Source organism: Bradyrhizobium paxllaeri, from assembly GCF_001693515.2.
Classification (GTDB): domain Bacteria; phylum Pseudomonadota; class Alphaproteobacteria; order Rhizobiales; family Xanthobacteraceae; genus Bradyrhizobium; species Bradyrhizobium paxllaeri.
Map to the genome: position 1 here is coordinate 5773481 of NZ_CP042968.1, position 16144 is coordinate 5789624.

Sequence of the window (16144 nt, forward strand, 5' to 3'; positions counted from 1 at the left end):
GACGCTGGGCAACGGCCGACACCGATAGTCGGATGGCCTGCCCGTCATCGCCGATGTAGGATCGCACATGCAATTGCAAGCGTTAGACATTGCAAACGTAAGATAAAGAGCGCTGCCCAAGCGCCGCATCTGGAGGGAATGAGTGGCTCATACGTTGGAAGTGCGCGGGGTATCGCTGCGCTTCGGAGGCGTCCGCGCGCTGACCGAGGTCTCCTTCGGCGTGAACGAGGGCGAATTGTTCTCGATCATCGGCCCGAACGGCGCCGGCAAGACCTCGATCGTCAACTGCATTTCTGGCCGCTACAAACCGACCGAAGGAAAGCTGTTCTATCGGGGCAAGGACATCACCGGCCTTAACCCGAACGCGCGACCGCGGCTGGGCATCGGCCGCACCTTCCAGAACCTGGCACTGTTCCATCATATGAGCGTGCTCGACAACATCATGGTCGGGCGGCACCATTTGTTGAAGAACAATTTCATCACGGGATCCCTGTACTGGCTGACCGGCGCCCGGCGCGAGGAACTCGAACACCGCCGCAAGGTGGAAGAGATCATCGACTTCCTCGACCTGCAGTCGGTGCGCAAGGCCACCGCCGGCACCCTGCCCTACGGCCTGCGCAAGCGTGTCGAGCTGGCGCGCGCGATGGCGCTGGAGCCGCAACTGATCCTGCTCGACGAGCCGATGGCCGGCATGAACTTCGAAGAGAAGGAGGACATGGCGCGCTACATCGTCGATCTCAACGAAGAGTTCGGCATGACCGTGATGATGATCGAGCATGACATGGGCGTGGTGATGGACATCTCGCACCGCGTCATGGTTCTGGATTTCGGCCGCAAGATCGCCGAGGGCGATCCGGCGTCCGTGCTCGCCGATCCCCATGTGAAGCGCGCCTATCTCGGCGAAGAGGACGAGGTTCTGGTCGATCCCGACGACAAGCCGGCACCGCGGGAGAGTGCGGCATGATGGACTATGCCGGACGCGCCGCCGAAGCGGATACCTTTCCGAAGCTGTTGCGCCTCAACGCGAAAGAGCACGGCAGCGAAATTGCGCTGCGCGAAAAGGACCTCGGGCTGTGGCGTATCTTCACCTGGAGCGACTACCAGACGCGGGTCCATGATTTCGCGCTCGGCTTGATCGAACTGGGTCTCAAGCGCGGCGACGTCATCGGCATTATCGGCGACAACCGCCCCGACTGGGTCGCGGCAGAAATCGCAACGCATGCCATCGGCGCCATGAGCCTCGGCCTTTACCGCGACGTGCTGGATGAGGAAGCGGCCTATCTGCTCAGCTATGGCGAGGCCAAGCTGGTGTTCGCCGAGGACGAGGAGCAGGTCGACAAGCTGCTGGCGCTGGCCGACCGCGCGCCCAACCTCAAGCACATCGTCTATTCCGATCCGCGCGGGATGCGGAAATATGACGATCCGCGGCTGATGGAAGCGGAAAAGCTGGTCAAGATGGGCCGCGACCGCGCCGCGCGCGAGCCCGGTCTCTACGACCGGCTGGTGGACGAGACCCACGGCGAGGATGTCGCGATCCTCTGCACCACTTCGGGCACGACGGCGAACCCCAAGCTCGCGATGCTCGCGGCGGGACGCGTGCTGAAACATTGCGCGACCTATCTGGCGTTCGATCCGAAGGGGCCCGAGGACGAATACGTCTCGGTGCTGCCGCTGCCGTGGATCATGGAGCAGGTCTACGCGCTCGGCAAAGGGCTGCTCTGCCGGATGAAGGTCAACTTCGTCGAAGAGCCCGAGACCATGATGCACGATTTCCGCGAGATCGCGCCGACTTTCGTGCTGTTCGCGCCGCGGCTCTGGGAATCGATCGCCGCCGACGTGCGCGCCGGCGTGATGGACTCTTCGCCGCTGAAGCAAAAGCTGTTCGACGTCGGCATGAAGACCGGGCTTTCGGCGCTGGCGCAGGGCAAGCATTCGATACTTGCCGATCAGTTGCTGTTCCGCGCGCTGCGCGACCGGCTCGGCTTCACGCGGCTGCGCTCCGCTGCGACCGGCGGCGCTGCGCTCGGACCGGATACCTTCAAGTTCTTCCAGGCGATGGGCGTCCCGCTGCGCACGCTCTATGGCCAGACCGAACTGCTGGGAGCCTACACGTTGCATCCGGCCGGCAAGGTTGATCCTGATACGACCGGCGTGCCGATGGCCTCTGATATCGAGATCCGCGTCGACAATCCTGATGTCAACGGCGTCGGCGAGATCGTCGTGCGCCATCCCAACATGTTCCTCGGCTATTACAAGAATCCCGAGGCTTCGGTCGCCGACATCAAGGACGGCTGGATGCATTCCGGCGACGCCGGCTATTTCAACGCGGACAGGCAACTCGTCGTCATCGACCGCATCAAGGATCTCGCCGAGACCTCGCGCGGCGAGCGCTTCTCGCCGCAATATCTCGAGAACAAGCTGAAGTTCTCGCCCTACATCGCCGAGACCGTGGTGCTCGGCGCCGGCCGCGACACGCTGGCGGCGATGATCTGCATCCGCTACTCGATCATCTCGAAATGGGCGGAGAAGAATCGTATCTCGTTCACCACCTATACCGACCTCTCCTCGCGCCCCGAGGTCTATGCGCTGCTCCGCAAGGAGGTCGAGGGCGTCAACGCGACGCTGCCGCCGGCGCAGCGCATATCGCGCTTCCTCCTGCTCTACAAGGAACTCGACGCCGACGACGGCGAGCTGACGCGCACCCGCAAGGTCCGCCGCAGCGTCATCAACGAAAAATACGCCGACATCATCGACGCGATCTACGGAGGCAAGAGCGACATTCCCGTCGACACCGTGATCCGCTTCCAGGACGGCACCACCCAGCGCATCCGGACCACGCTCCGGGTCGTCGATCTCGGCGGGCCAGCGTCCATGGCGGAGGCCGCGGAATGATGAACAAACACGTTTTGCCACGGCCGTCATGGCCGGGCTTGTCCCGGCCATCCACGTCTTCTTTGCAACCACCAAGCAAGACGTGGATGCCCGGGACAAGCCCGGGCATGACGAATGAGGGTCCGTTGCATTCCATGAGCCCCACCATCACCAGCCGAGCCACTCGCGCATGAACACCCAGCTTCTCATACAGCTCCTGGTCAACGGCCTCGTGGTCGGCACGCTCTACGGCGTGGTCGCGATGTCGTTCGTGCTGATCTACAAGGCGACGCAGGTCGTGAACTTCGCGCAAGGCGAACTGCTGCTGGTCGGCGCCTGGGTGTGCTGGTGGCTGCTCACCAAATACCAGGTGCCGTTCTATCTGGGCATGCCGATCACGCTGGTGTTCATGTTCCTGTTCGGCATCGCGATCCAGATCGTCATCCTGCGGCCGATGATCGGCGAGCCGATCATTTCCGTGATCATGGTGACGATCGCGCTGTCGACGGTATTTTCAGCGCTGATGAAGTGGATGTTCGGCGTCAATCTGCAGCCATTCCCGCGCATCTTCCAGACCCAGAACATCAACATCCTCGGGCTGCAGGTGCAGACCGTCTATCTGATGAGCCTTGCGGTCTCGGTAGCGATGATGATCGGGATGGCGTGGTTCTTCCGCCTCTCCAAATATGGTCTCGCGATGCGCGCGACCGCGTTCAACCAGCAGGTCGCGCAGTCGCTCGGCATTTCCGTAAAGAGCGTTTTCGCGATGGCCTGGGCGATTTCGGCTACCGTCTCCGCCGTCGCGGGCGTGGTGGTGGCCGTCGTCAACGGCGTGTCGGCAGGGCTTTCCGCCTATGGCGTGAAGGTGTTTCCGGCGGCGATCCTCGGCGGTCTCGACAGCGTCGGCGGTGCGGTGCTCGGCGGCATCATCATCGGGCTGTTGGAAAACGTCGCGCACTTTCTCGACAGCGAATATCTGCACTGGGGCAATCTCTACGAGATCGCACCGTTCTATGCGCTCATCATTATTCTCATGATCAAGCCGTACGGCCTGTTCGGCACCAAAGACATCGAGCGGGTGTAGGCATGATCGCCGAAAAGTGGGAACCGGTTTTCGGTAACGATCATGCCCAAACAAAAAGAGGCGGGCCAGTGACTCATATCAAGCGGCACGGACAGTAGAGCCCATGGCAGGCCAGACTCTCATTCCCGCCGGCGATTTCCGCACCAGCTATGCGGCGGATACCACCGCGTTTCCGACCACCACCAGCCGCAACGCGATGATCCTTGGCATCGTCCTGATCTGCTTTGCGCCCCATGTCGTCAGCGCCTACGCGCTCAGCCTGCTGATCCAGATCGGCATCTTCGGCATCGCAGCGCTTGGACTCAACATCGTCGTCGGCTTCACCGGCCAGATCTCGATCGGCCATGCCGCCTTTTTCGGCTTCGGCGCCTTCACCTCGGCCTATCTCTCGAACCGGTTCGGCATTCCCGTCTTCTTCTGCATTCCGCTCGCGGGTGTCGTCACGGCGGCCGTCGGCCTGATCTTCGGCCTGCCCGCCGCGCGGCTGAAGGGGCTTTACCTCGCGATCGCGACGCTGGCCGCGCAGTACATCCTGCTCGACTTCTTTGCCCGCGCGGAATGGTTCACCGGCGGCAGCGTGCCCGCCAGCGCCGAGCCGTTCTCGATCTTCGGCTACATGCTTCGCGGCGACAAACAGTACTTCTATGTCGTGCTGGCCTACGTCATCGTCTGCTATCTCTTGGTGACGAACCTGATCCGTTCACGCGACGGACGTGCGCTGGTCGCGGTGCGCGACCATTACCTGTCCGCCGAGATCATGGGCATCAACCTGACCAAATATCGCACGCTGTCGTTCGGCCTCGCCGCCTTCTTTGCGGGCGTCGGCGGCGCGCTCTATGCGCATTACAATCAGGTGGTCTCCAACGAAGGTTTTGGCATCGATCGCTCGATCATCTTCCTCGCGATGATCATCATCGGCGGCCTCGGTTCGATCATGGGCACGCTGATGGGCACGGCCTTCATGGTGCTGCTGCCGGAATCGATGGAATGGCTGAGCGTCGCGCTGCGCGACAGCCCGATCGATCAATTTCTTGGACTGAAGAACAACATCGCCTTCCTGCGCGAGATGGCCATCGGCGTGATCATCATCGTCTTTCTGGTGTTCGAGCCGGATGGATTGGCGCATCGATGGCGGCAGATCAAGGCGTACTGGAAACTCTACCCGTTCTCGCATTGAGGTCGGAACGGGACGAACAACGAGAAGACCTCGAGAAGTAACCGGGAGGACTATGTCCATGACGATGAAGACTCTATTGAGCACCGCCTCGCTTGCGTTGCTGCTGGGTTCTACCGCGGCATCGGCCCAGGCGCCGATCGCACTGGGGCATCTGACCGACTATTCAGGGCCCACTTCGGACGTCGGAACGCCGTTTGGACAGGGGGTCGCCGACACCTATGCATGGATCAACAAGAACGGCGGCATCAACGGCGCCAAGGTCAACCTTGATACCGTCGATTACGGCTATCAGGTTCCGCGCGCGATTGCGCAGTACAAGAAATGGTCGGGGTCCGACAAGGTCTCCGCCATTCTCGGCTGGGGCACCGCCGATACAGAAGCGCTGACGGGATTCCTGGCCCAGGACAAGATCCCGGATATTTCGGCATCCTATGCCGCAGCGCTCTCCGATCCCACCGGCGCCGGCGGCAAGGCCAAGCCCGCGCCCTACAACTTCTTCTACGGTCCTAGCTACTCGGACGCGGTACGCGGCATGCTGACCTGGGCTGCCGAGGACTGGAAGTCCAAGGGCAAGCCCGGCAAGCCGAAGTTCGTCCATATGGGCGCCAACCACCCCTATCCGAACGCGCCGAAGGCGGCGGGTGAAGCGATTGCCGCCGAACTCGGCTTCGAGCTGCTGCCGCCGATCGTGTTCGCATTGACGCCCGGCGACTACAGCGCGCAGTGCCTGACGCTGAAGAGCTCGGGCGCGAACTACGCCTATCTCGGCAACACCGCCGGCTCAAACATCTCCGTACTCAACGCCTGCAAGGCCGCCGGCGTCGACGTGCAGTTCCTCGGCAACGTCTGGGGCATGGACGAGAACGCCGCCAAGGCCGCCGGCGCTGCCGCCGACGGCGTGGTGTTCCCGCTGCGCACTGCAGTGGCATGGGGCGGCAACGCACCCGGCATGAAGACCTTTACGGAAATCTCCAAGATGTCTGATACGGCCGGCACCGCCTACCGTCCCGTGCATTACATCGCCGGCGTCTGCACCGCGCTCTACATGAAGGAAGCCGTCGAATGGGCTGCCAAGAACGGCGGCGCCACCGGCGAGAACGTCAAGAAGGGCTTCTACCAGAAGAAGGATTGGGTGCCCGCCGGCGGCGAAGGCATCTGCAACCCCTCGACCTTCACCGAGACCGATCACCGCGGCACGCTCAAGGTCGATCTCTATCGCATGAAGGTCGCCGGCGCGACCGATGCCCCGCTCAACGATCTCGTCAAGAACGGCGGCATCAAGATGGAGAAGGTGAAGACCATTGACCTGCCGCGCAAGCCCGAGTGGCTCGGCTGGTAATTCCCGGATCGCCTCCGGGCGATCCCCAACACTCCGTCGTCATCCCCGCGAAGGCGGGGATCCAGTACGCTGCGGCTTCTCGATCGATCGCAGGCGCCTCTGGAATACTGGATCACCCGCTTTCGCGGGTGATGACGGCAAGAGGTGATGAGACGAGATATGACTGAAGCAACCGAACTCAATCGACCTGCACCGTCAGCGGCACCGACCGCCCCGCTGCTCAGCGTCCACAACATCGAGGTGGTCTACGACAAGGTCATCCTGGTGCTGCGGGGCTTGAGCCTCGAAGTGTCGAAGGGCGCCATCGTGGCGCTGCTCGGCGCCAACGGGGCCGGCAAATCGACGACGCTGAAGGCGATCTCGGGCCTGCTCAAGACCGAGGACGGCGAAGTGATCCGCGGCGAAATCGTCTTCGACGGCGAGCGCATCAACGGGATCGATCCCGACAAGATCGTCCGACGCGGCATCTTCCAGGTGATGGAGGGCCGCCGCATCATCGCCGACATGACATCGATCGAAAACCTCAAGCTCGGCGCCTTCACCCGCACCGACAACGAGGTCGCCGACGACATCGACATGGTGTTCAGATATTTCCCGCGGCTGAAGGAGCGCACCGGGCTAGCCGGCTATCTCTCCGGCGGCGAGCAGCAGATGCTGGCGATCGGCCGTGCGCTGATGGCGCGCCCCAAGATGATCCTGATGGACGAGCCGTCGATGGGTCTCTCCCCGCTTCTGGTCAAGGAAGTGTTCTCCATCATCAAGGAGATCAACCGCGATCTCGACGTCACCATTCTCCTGGTGGAGCAGAACGCGCGCGCGGCGCTGTCGGTGGCGAGCCACGGCTACATCATGGAACAGGGCAAGGTCGTGCTCGACGGCACGGCCGAAGAATTGCGCGACAATGAGGACGTCAAGGAATTCTACCTCGGCGGCGCCGGCGACCAGCGCAAGAGCTTCAAGAACCTGAAGAGCTTCAAGCGGCGAAAGCGGTGGCTGTGAGCAAATTCAAATGCTCACCCAAGCACCTGCTCCGCTTCCACGACTGCGCAAAGGACATGATAGAACGAAGACGCAGGGATGGTGACGACCAGCGAATTGCCGTCGCGGTCGAACTGGTCGTACCAGCCGCCCGTGACAGGGTGGCTGAGATAATGCCGTTCGAGCCGCGCCAGCGCCGCGCGCGCTTCATCGGCCGCGCCGGCCTCGCCCGCTTCGGCCTGCGCGATCCACGCCTTGGCGATTTCGGTCTGCGGCCACAGCCGCCGCGTATGGCGCCTGATGTTGCCGACGGCATCGCCTTCGTCGACGAGGCAACCGGTCGCCTCGTCGCGATAGCGCAGCGCCGACGCCAGCAGCTCGCCGCGGTAGCGACCGGTGGGGCAACCCGTGATGCGCTCAAAGCCCTTCAGCAGCCAGGTCCATTCCGCCTGATGTCCGGGCTCGACGCTGACCGGCTCGATCTTCGACCAGTCCTCCTCGAAATACTCGCCGAGCACCTGCCGCTGCTTGTCGTAGAGGTTGGCCAGAAACAGGCTGAAGAAATTCCCGGCCCGGTTCTGGAACGCGAGGTCATGCGTCGCGTCGAACGCCGCGATCATCGCTTCGAACAGATGCATCTGCGGGTTCTGCCGGCGCGGCATCGATACCGGCAATCCTTCGTGAACCCCGCCATGCGGCGAGCGCAACTCCGTCTCGATGAAGCGGCACAGCGCATCGATCTCGGCGCGGATCTGCGCATCGCGGTCGAGCCCGTAGGCGGTTGCAAGCGCCAGCAGGACAAAGGCGTGGTCGTAGGAATCGCGCAAGGGGTCCAGCACCGTCCCGTCAGGCTTCAGCGTGTGGACAAAGCCGGGCTTGCCGTCGGGGGCTTTCGCCTTCGCCAGCAGATGCTCCAGCCCCTTCAGCGCGATCGCGCGTCCTTCCGGATACCAGCCCATCCGCGCCGCCTTGGCATAGCAGTAGATCTGGCGCGCCTGCACGAAAACCCGGCGCGGCGCCGCAAAGTCGGCGCGGCCGTCCGGAGTGAGCCGGTCGATAAAGCCGCCCGCTTGGTCGTCCCAGCCTTCGGTCGACCACAGCGGCAGGCAGTGCTCGATCATGCGAAGCTTCAGCCTCGCGACGATATCGGCCGAATCCAGCCCATCTGCCGCCGCAGCGCTATCTCTTTCAGCCATTGCGTTCCCTGGAACATCAACCCCGGTAGAAGCCGTCTGATAGCACGTCAGAGGCGGCACGCAATCGAAGTAAATCTAAGGCATCCGTCATGACCGCCCACTACGACGCCCTCGAAACGCGCGAGCCGGCCCAACGCGAGGCGGAGCTGTTTGCCCGACTTCCCGATGTGCTCCGGAAAGCGCTGGCCGCGCCCGCCTATGCCGAGCGATTGCAAGGCATCAATCCCGCCGGCGTGACCAGCCGCGCCGCGCTGGCGCGCCTGCCGGTGCTGCGCAAGTCGGAACTCCCTGCCCTGCACAAGGCCGCGCCGCCCTTCGGCGGGTTCGTGGCGGGACCCGTGGGATCGTTCGGGCGGTTGTTCACCTCACCGGGGCCGATCTTCGAGCCCGAATCCGTTCACACCGACCCATGGCGCGGTGCGCGGGCGCTGTTCGCAGCGGGTTTTCGGCCCGGCGACGTGGTGCTCAACACCTTCAGCTATCATCTGACGCCCGGCGGCTTCATTTTTGACGCCTCGGCGCGGGCGCTGGGCTGCGCGGTGATCCCGGCCGGCCCCGGCAATGCCGAGCAGCAGTTCGAACTGATCGAAGCGTACCATCCGGTCGGCTATAGCGGCACGCCCGATTTCCTGAAAATCCTGCTCGACGCCGCCGCAACCGCCGGACGCGACGTCTCCTCGATCAAGCGCGCGCTGGTCTCCGGCGCGGCGTTCCCGAAATCGCTGCAGGACGAGGTCAAGTCGCGCGGCATCGATGCCTATCAGGCGTTCGGCACTGCCGACCTCGGCCTGATCGCATTCGAGACGCCGGCCCGCGACGGCATGGTGGTCAACGAGGACCTGATCATGGAAATCGTGCGTCCCGGCACCGGCGATCCCATGGCTCCCGGCGATGTCGGCGAGATCGTCGTCACCTCACTTGACCCGCAGCATCCCTGGATCCGACTCGCGATCGGAGACCTCACGGCAACATTGCCGGGGACGAGCCCATGCGGGCGCACCAACATGCGCATCAAAGGCTGGATGGGCCGCGCTGACCAGACCACCAAGGTCAAGGGCATGTTCGTCCGCCCCGAACAGATCGCCGAGATCGGCAAGCGTCATCCCGAGCTCGGCCGGCTGCGCCTCGTGGTCACACGATCCGGCGAGAGCGATTTGATGACGCTAAACGCGGAAGCGGCTTCGGCTGCGGCAAGTCTTCAGGACGAACTTGCAGCAACGCTGCGCGCGGTGACGAAGCTCGGCGGCAAAGTCGAACTTGTTGCTGCAGGTTCGCTGCCGAACGACGGCAAGGTGATATCAGACGAGCGCTGAGGCCGCCTAAAATCTCATTCCCTGCTAGAAGGACTTTGCAGGGAAAATGCGCTGTTCCGATGGAATATCCCACCTTAGGCCAATCCAGTTACCGGCCGGCGCAAGCCAGCGCAAAGATCGGCAGCGTAATACCGAACAACTGGAAACCGTCCAGCGGCAGATCTCACCGGCGCGTGGCTGCGCTGGAAGATGCCGAACATGCGCAGGTTGACGAACCAGAGGAGCTCTGAGCGCGGCGCGTCTTCGAGCGCACGCGCGGCGAGCGGGCGCAAAGGAGTGACGCCAAACAGCGCCAGCGGTCCTAAAAACTCCAGCTTGAGCAGACGGTTCATAGGGCAAGCCTTATCAATTCGCGTAGCGCGTGCAACAGGCAGGCCGAGGATTGCCGCTCGTAAACGATCGATCGCAACCAGGTCGTCAAATAATGCGGCGATACACCTCAGCCATGCGCGCAGGCTCGGTTGCGGGCAAAGGCTTTGGTTCGCGGATCCGGCGCAAGCGCGGCATGCGACCCGCTGTGAACGCCCTATCGATCCGCCCCATCTCGCGTTTGGTGAAGATAATCTGGTCGAGCTGGCTTGGCGAGTACGACCCGCCGCAAGCGACCAAAACTGCAGCGTCCGATTGATCAGCGAAACCCTCATCCGTTGAGCGCGGGTGAGGTCGAGACTTGCACGCGCGACAGCGCGTGCACATGCCAAAGCCTCTACGTCAGCATCCTCGCCAACCAGCTCACGCGCCAACGGCGCAACTCGCTCAGAGTCGGTGTAACGCGGCCGAGCAAACAGGCCATGCCGGCACGCGTTCTGGCTCGATCGCCGCTTGCCGTGCACAGACCGCGGTCCAGTACTTCTGGAGGCATTTTGCCGATTGCGATCGCGTCGCGCGACAGTGGTCATCGGCCGAGTCCGGCACACAGCGGATATCCGCATCCGGTGCGGGCAGGATCGGCTTCTCCGCGGCGGGAGGTTGTTTGATGCGAAGGTCCTGCAATTCCCGAACCCACTTACGTAGCCCGCTTTCCGCTGCGGCGAGTAGTTTGTCAATTTTTTCCAAAACAATCGGCTCTGATCTAAAGGCTTCAGCGTCGATGTCCGCCTCGGTGAATCCACGCTGCGATAGTTTCTCACGGACCTTGCGGCGAGATTGCGGCTTGACGAAATATTCCAAGACAAGAATATCGGTCATGACCCCGCCGGGCGGACCCCCCACCTCCAGCAAGGTCTGCATCGCCGGCAGGAATCCGGTATTCAAGATCCCGGTTCGCAATTGCTGGTAACGCGCGATATCTCCTGCCTTGGCGACAATTTGGTGAGTAATGATCCGCTCAATCGGACTGCGAGGTTTGATCTCCTGAAAGATCTCGTTTGCCAACGCCTTGAAGCTCTGGGCCGATTCCGACCGCAGAAGAATCGGCTTGAAAAGGGCATCGAACGAGTTGTCGGCGCGCGGTTTTTTGGCAGCCATCGCGGCTCCTCCAGTCGGCTTTATCTGACAAGCGCATGGATGGATTTCCATGCGCAATCCCAAGAAACGCCGCTGGAGGAAGGGGCTGACGATCGGAGACGATCAATCACCGTGACGCAGCCTAGGCCCGCCTCCGTTAAGAAAGTCTAAGCGTTGCTTGACCGGTGTGGAGCTGACAGCAATCATTAGACTCAACAGCTGCGCGCCACCACCCTGCACAAGTCATGGAATGCCCAGCGGCCGGCAGGCGCGACGTCGTCGGCATACACGAAACTGCTGCACGCGAATTTCGCCAAGTGTCTGAAACGCCCAGACAATGCCGGGTTCGTTTTGCAATAAATTCCAAAACTTGCCCTAAGACGGGATTGTCAAGCCGATCATTTCGATGCAGCGGCATCCACTCCGGAGGCGTCCGTGCCACCTCCACCAAGGAAGCAGCGTCTGTGGCAGCATATGAGCGATCGGTACCGTTACATTGAGGCGGGTCTCGGCGTTTTCTTCCCATAGAGCGCCAACTGTTCCGAAGATTTCTCGCGCGAAGATCAATACGCCCCAGTCACGGATGCGTTCGGTGATCCACCAGCGCAAGTCGAGCCCTTGGCGCCGCTTTACTTTAGACCGCGCAGTTCCGGAAATGCACAGCGCCGCTCAACCGAGTATGTTGATTGGGCGGCGTTGAGGTATTTGCTGGGCGCTGAAATCCCCAGCGTGGGTGAGGCAGCAAATCGAGCGCCAAAGATTCAGTCAATTCCGGCCGCCGTAGTTTTACCGGAGGCGCATGCGAAGCTCGCCTCAATCCTAGATCTTAGCTTTCTTCGGCTTGCGGATACGCACGCCAGGTCCGCCGCCATTCTCATCGATGAACTGGACTCCAGCGGCTTCTAACGCACGCTGTAAGGCTTCGATCGTCCGTTCCTTTAGCTCGTCTCCTCGTTCGAACCTAGTGACAGTGTCAATCGACACCTTGGCCGCTGCCGCAAGTTCCCGGACGCCTAGCCCAACAGCAGCACGGGCCATTCGGCACTGCACTGGCAAAATCATAACATTGTCCTGATTTCGGTTGCAATGCCTGATTCTTCAGCTATAGTTACAGTGCACTGATTTCGTATCATGGTCACGAAAAACTACTTCGCCCTTGGGAGAAAAGAAATGATGCAATTTCGAATGTTACCTGATTCAACCAATAGGCGCAGCTTTATCGGCGGCTCCGATGCCCGGATCATCATGGGTGACAATGCAGCCGCCCTGCTGCGGCTCTGGAAGGAAAAGCGCGGTGAGATCGAGCCGGAGGACTTGTCAGACGACCTGCTGGTGCAGCTCGGCACGGTGACCGAGCACCTCAACCGAGCCTGGTATGAGCGCCAGACGGGCTACGCCGTCGAGCACGTGCAGCGGCGGCTAGCGCATCCCGTCCACAAGTGGATGGCCGCGACCTTGGATGGGCAGGTTCATCCGACGGGCGAGGTATTCGAGGCCAAGTTCATGCTGCCTTGGAATTTCTCCGAAGAGGCTGCAGCCGAAAAGCATATGGCGCAGCTGCAGCACAACATGTGGGTGGTTGCCGCGCGCGCAGCGGTCCTCTCGATCATCACCGCGGCGGCAAATGGGTGGAAATCAAAGTTCATGCCGACCCTCTTTACCAGCATCTCCTGCTCACGGCGGAGAAGAAGTTCTGGCGCTGCGTCGAGACCGGCGAGCCCCCCCGACTCTTCGGGGTGGAACCGCCACGACCACGCCTCGAGGCGGCGCGCGTCGTCGATATGACCGGCTCAAACGTGTGGGCAGAGTTTGCCGATATCTACCGCCGGACGCGGGCGGCCGCGCTGGAGCATGAGCGGTCCAAAAACGGAGCTGAAATCGCTGGTCCCTGAGGATGCCAAGCAGGCAGACGGCCACGGCCTCCGGGCCAAGCGCTCGAAATCGGGGGCGATCAGCTTCGAATTGGTAGGTGTCGATTAGGTACCTCGACATTCGTACACCGAACATTGGGCGCGCCAATTCGAGCATCGCGGGGTCTGTCCATGCAACCGCCATTCGACTTCGTCCACCTCGATCCGTCGCGTGATCCACCGGAGCGGTACCAGACGGCCTTCGAGCTGTTCAGCGAGCTGTGGCAAAAGTTACGCGCCTTTCGATCGAGCTGCGGGCAAGACGACGTCCTCATTGGCCTGGCCGGCCATCTGGAGCAACAGATGGTCATCGCCGGGCTGGTCCTAGCGGTCCAGCTTGACCTCTTGGCCGCGCGGCATCCCTGGAGATAGCCATGCAGCGGTCAAGCGACACGATCAGCCAGATCGCCGGAGCGCTCGCCAGAGCTCAGGCTGAACTGGAAAACCCGGAGAAATCACTGACCGCAACCATCGCCTCTCCCTTCCCGCACGAGGAGAGCCGTACTTTCCGCTATGCCTCGCTCGCCAGCGGGCTTGAGATCGTGCGCAAGTGCCTCACGAAACACGAAATCGCTACCGTGCAAGCTACGGCAATTGAGCCCGAGACCGGGCTGATCAAGCTCACGACCACCTTGTTCCACACCTCGGGTGAATGGATTTCCTCCGAATGGCCGGTGTGCCCAGTCGCCGAAACCGTCGCCCCCCACCGGATGGGCGCAGCCCTGACCTATGCCCGGCGCTATGCCCTGTTCACCTTGGTCGGCATTGCCGGAGAGGACGATCTTGATGCGCCGGAGACCTTGCCGAGTCCTCGGTCGACCGAACTTCGTACGGCCACCGGGTCCAAGAGAAAACCGGACAGGAACGTTCTGCAACGTTCCCCAATCCTGAGCCGAGACCAATCCGCCCTACTGAGGGACCAGATGCTGGGCGAGATCCTTTCCTTAGCCGCCGAGGACGACCTTCTGACTTGGGCCGAAAATGGGCTTCTGCGTAAGAATGCTCTGTTGGAGAACGATGCCCGGCTGATCGAAACCGCGTACCAACAGAGGCTCGGAGAAATCATCCTTTCCGCCGGCTTATTGGACGGCAGCATACAAGGAGAACCTTCCGCGCAGAGTGACGTGGAAGAGCCGGTGGCTAATCTGGCTTTCCCCAAGGAACCTGTCCGCAGGCGGAGCAAAGCGCATCTCTCGTTTGTGCGAAGTCAGCCATGTCTAATCTGCAAACAAGTGCCCTCTGACCCGCACCACCTGAAGTTCGCCCAAACAAAAGCCTTGGGGCGTAAGGTCAGCGACGAGTTTACCGTGCCACTCTGCCGTACTCACCACCAAGATTTGCATCGCCACGGCAACGAGAAGGCTTGGTGGGCGAACATGCAGATCGCGCCGATGCCTATTGCCAGACAACTGTGGGACGCTAGCCAGACCGGCGGCCAAGACGGAGCCGCGGTATTGGCAAACGCCGCACACACAATAATGCACAAGGGACTCGCAACATGAATGCGCCCTTCAGTACCGCTCAAAACCTAATACTATCCAACTTGCCCGCGGAGTCACTCTCGGTTCCGCCCCTGCTCCTGCCGGGTGACTCACTCGAAAAATATGAGCTGATGCGCCAAACAATATCCGCCGACCTCACACCAACCACTTGATCGACTGGCTGCTGGCGATCGATGTGGTGGATTATCCTGGAAGATCCTACGGGTTCGATGACTGTATCGTCCAGGCATCGACGCCAGCCGGCGCGAAATACCGCGCATTCAAGCAGGCGTGCGAGGCCGGCTTTTTCCAAGGCTGCTTTTACGCTTTCCTGGTGAACGGCGTCACCGTAAGCGAGGACCGCCGCGCTATCCGCCACGGCGAAGCATCACCGGAGATCGGACTTTGAACCACACCGCCCGCCTAGCCCGCGACGAGGCGATTGCAGAAGCCTTGCGCGTTGCCACCCAAGTCATCGGCGACGAGCCGGCGACCGCCCAGGCGCTCAAGATCATCGCGGCGATTAAACGCTTGCGCGCCGCTGATCCTGTCCAGGTCGCGGCGCTATCCCGCGTCAACTACATGGCCCGGCTCCAGGACGAGGCCCGCGCCATGTGGACCGCGCACTACGGGCAAGGCGTGACGGGACCGGACCATGATGTCATTATCGATACCCCGCTTGGGCGCTTCCGCACGGTAAGGCGTCGGATCGGTCGCGGATCGCGTTCACGTCTGCGAGGTTCATGACCTCGTGGACGAGGCCTCCGCTCATCAGTTTGGCAAGCGCGTACACCGCATAGACGTTGCCGCGATCCTTGCTGTGATCGACCTTGTGAGTGATCGGTTTCTTGGGGTTCGTCGGCTCGTGCGTGAATTTGTCTTTCTCGCGGACGGGCTCGACCACAAGGCTTTTGATGTGCCCGCTCTGGTAGCCGACGACGATGATGACAACAGCGGCGATGAGAGTAATGACCGTGAGCATGACGGGAACCCCTCCATTGAGAGGCCGCACCATGCATCGGCAACGGTTGCCGGCTAAACTGGCGGGATGTGGAGGCCGCCGCGCACGATGAACGCAACGAGCGCCGCCAGGATCGCGCCGATTATGATCCGAACGGCCCAGGTGATCGAGCTTTCGATTTTCTCGACGCCGCGCCGGATGTAAGGTAGATCGGTTTCAAGGACCGTGACGCGCTGTTTCAAGTCGCTGATCCTCCCATGAACCGCCTCCATTTCCGCCCGAGTGCGCTCATGGTAACGCGCCCAAGCCCCGATTGTTGCCCGGATCGCTTCTAATGTCGAATAGTTGCCCCCACGAAACGGCGTGTATCAGGGTTGCTCTATTAAGG

At 61.8% G+C, this 16144-nt stretch carries 17 protein-coding genes and 1 pseudogene; 12 read left to right on the top strand and 6 right to left on the bottom strand.

The window, feature by feature from the left end; genetic code table 11:
* Window positions 1-142 precede the first annotated feature (142 nt).
* The 6 genes from LMTR21_RS27545 to LMTR21_RS27570 all read left to right on the top strand — a co-directional run bounded on the left by LMTR21_RS27545 (window position 143) and on the right by LMTR21_RS27570 (window position 7470).
* On the top strand, window positions 143-964 hold the full coding sequence (locus tag LMTR21_RS27545; RefSeq protein WP_065756420.1) for an ABC transporter ATP-binding protein: 822 nt from the start codon (window positions 143-145) through the stop codon (window positions 962-964).
* Window positions 961-2892: a long-chain fatty acid--CoA ligase gene (locus LMTR21_RS27550; protein ID WP_065756419.1), complete on the top strand. Its 1932-nt coding sequence runs from the start codon at window positions 961-963 to the stop codon at window positions 2890-2892. Before LMTR21_RS27545 ends, LMTR21_RS27550 begins: the two co-directional genes overlap by 4 nt.
* Window positions 2893-3061: 169 nt before the next feature.
* Window positions 3062-3955, top strand: a complete 894-nt coding sequence (locus LMTR21_RS27555; RefSeq protein WP_057840860.1) for a branched-chain amino acid ABC transporter permease — start codon at window positions 3062-3064, stop codon at window positions 3953-3955.
* 103 nt (window positions 3956-4058) lie between these two features.
* A complete protein-coding gene (locus tag LMTR21_RS27560) occupies window positions 4059-5132 on the top strand; it encodes a branched-chain amino acid ABC transporter permease (RefSeq protein WP_065756418.1) in 1074 nt (357 codons plus the stop codon).
* 58 nt (window positions 5133-5190) lie between these two features.
* Window positions 5191-6471 (top strand): ABC transporter substrate-binding protein, encoded by a 1281-nt coding sequence (locus LMTR21_RS27565; RefSeq protein WP_065756423.1) that lies wholly within the window; start codon window positions 5191-5193, stop codon window positions 6469-6471.
* A gap of 159 nt (window positions 6472-6630) precedes the next feature.
* Window positions 6631-7470, top strand: a complete 840-nt coding sequence (locus LMTR21_RS27570; protein ID WP_065756417.1) for an ABC transporter ATP-binding protein — start codon at window positions 6631-6633, stop codon at window positions 7468-7470.
* 14 nt (window positions 7471-7484) lie between these two features.
* Here the strand turns inward: LMTR21_RS27570 and LMTR21_RS27575 are convergent, their stop codons facing one another.
* Complete coding sequence (locus LMTR21_RS27575; RefSeq protein ID WP_065756416.1) at window positions 7485-8645, bottom strand: AGE family epimerase/isomerase; 1161 nt, start codon at window positions 8643-8645, stop codon at window positions 7485-7487.
* 89 nt (window positions 8646-8734) lie between these two features.
* Here LMTR21_RS27575 and LMTR21_RS27580 point away from each other — a divergent pair, with 89 nt between their 5' ends.
* Entirely contained in the window at window positions 8735-9958 is a 1224-nt protein-coding gene (locus LMTR21_RS27580) for a phenylacetate--CoA ligase family protein (protein WP_065756415.1), read from the top strand.
* Between the two features lie 74 nt (window positions 9959-10032).
* Here LMTR21_RS27580 and LMTR21_RS27585 read toward each other — a convergent pair whose 3' ends face one another.
* From LMTR21_RS27585 to LMTR21_RS27595, 3 genes are all read right to left on the bottom strand, one after another.
* On the bottom strand, window positions 10033-10290 hold the full coding sequence (locus tag LMTR21_RS27585; protein WP_065756414.1) for a hypothetical protein: 258 nt from the start codon (window positions 10288-10290) through the stop codon (window positions 10033-10035).
* A gap of 424 nt (window positions 10291-10714) precedes the next feature.
* Window positions 10715-11425 carry a hypothetical protein gene (locus LMTR21_RS27590; protein ID WP_148636017.1) on the bottom strand — a complete coding sequence of 237 codons (711 nt, stop codon included), beginning with the start codon at window positions 11423-11425 and terminating at the stop codon, window positions 10715-10717.
* A 798-nt stretch (window positions 11426-12223) separates the two neighbouring features.
* Window positions 12224-12442, bottom strand: a complete 219-nt coding sequence (locus LMTR21_RS27595; protein WP_430642600.1) for a helix-turn-helix domain-containing protein — start codon at window positions 12440-12442, stop codon at window positions 12224-12226.
* Between the two features lie 135 nt (window positions 12443-12577).
* On the opposite strand from LMTR21_RS27595, the pseudogene LMTR21_RS27600 reads away from it, so the two are divergent.
* From LMTR21_RS27600 to LMTR21_RS40340, 5 genes and pseudogenes are all read left to right on the top strand, one after another.
* Window positions 12578-13384: pseudogene (locus LMTR21_RS27600) on the top strand (YqaJ viral recombinase family protein).
* A gap of 62 nt (window positions 13385-13446) precedes the next feature.
* On the top strand, window positions 13447-13686 hold the full coding sequence (locus tag LMTR21_RS27605; RefSeq protein WP_065756411.1) for a hypothetical protein: 240 nt from the start codon (window positions 13447-13449) through the stop codon (window positions 13684-13686).
* 2 nt (window positions 13687-13688) lie between these two features.
* Window positions 13689-14816 (top strand): ERF family protein, encoded by a 1128-nt coding sequence (locus LMTR21_RS27610; protein WP_065756410.1) that lies wholly within the window; start codon window positions 13689-13691, stop codon window positions 14814-14816.
* Window positions 14817-14964: 148 nt separating this feature from the next.
* Window positions 14965-15204: a hypothetical protein gene (locus LMTR21_RS27615; protein ID WP_065756409.1), complete on the top strand. Its 240-nt coding sequence runs from the start codon at window positions 14965-14967 to the stop codon at window positions 15202-15204.
* A complete protein-coding gene (locus LMTR21_RS40340; RefSeq protein WP_187399434.1) occupies window positions 15201-15542 on the top strand; it encodes a hypothetical protein in 342 nt (113 codons plus the stop codon). The genes LMTR21_RS27615 and LMTR21_RS40340 overlap by 4 nt, the downstream gene beginning before the upstream one ends.
* Here the strand turns inward: LMTR21_RS40340 and LMTR21_RS42045 are convergent.
* Together LMTR21_RS42045 and LMTR21_RS27625 are read right to left on the bottom strand one after the other, a co-directional pair.
* Window positions 15460-15810 carry a recombinase RecT gene (locus tag LMTR21_RS42045; RefSeq protein WP_084030995.1) on the bottom strand — a complete coding sequence of 117 codons (351 nt, stop codon included), beginning with the start codon at window positions 15808-15810 and terminating at the stop codon, window positions 15460-15462. The two genes, LMTR21_RS40340 and LMTR21_RS42045, sit on opposite strands and share 83 nt — an antisense overlap.
* A 20-nt stretch (window positions 15811-15830) precedes the next feature.
* The gene (locus LMTR21_RS27625; protein ID WP_187399207.1) at window positions 15831-15998 is read right to left on the bottom strand and encodes a hypothetical protein; all 168 of its coding nucleotides are present in this window, start codon (window positions 15996-15998) and stop codon (window positions 15831-15833) included.
* Window positions 15999-16144: the final 146 nt, after the last annotated feature.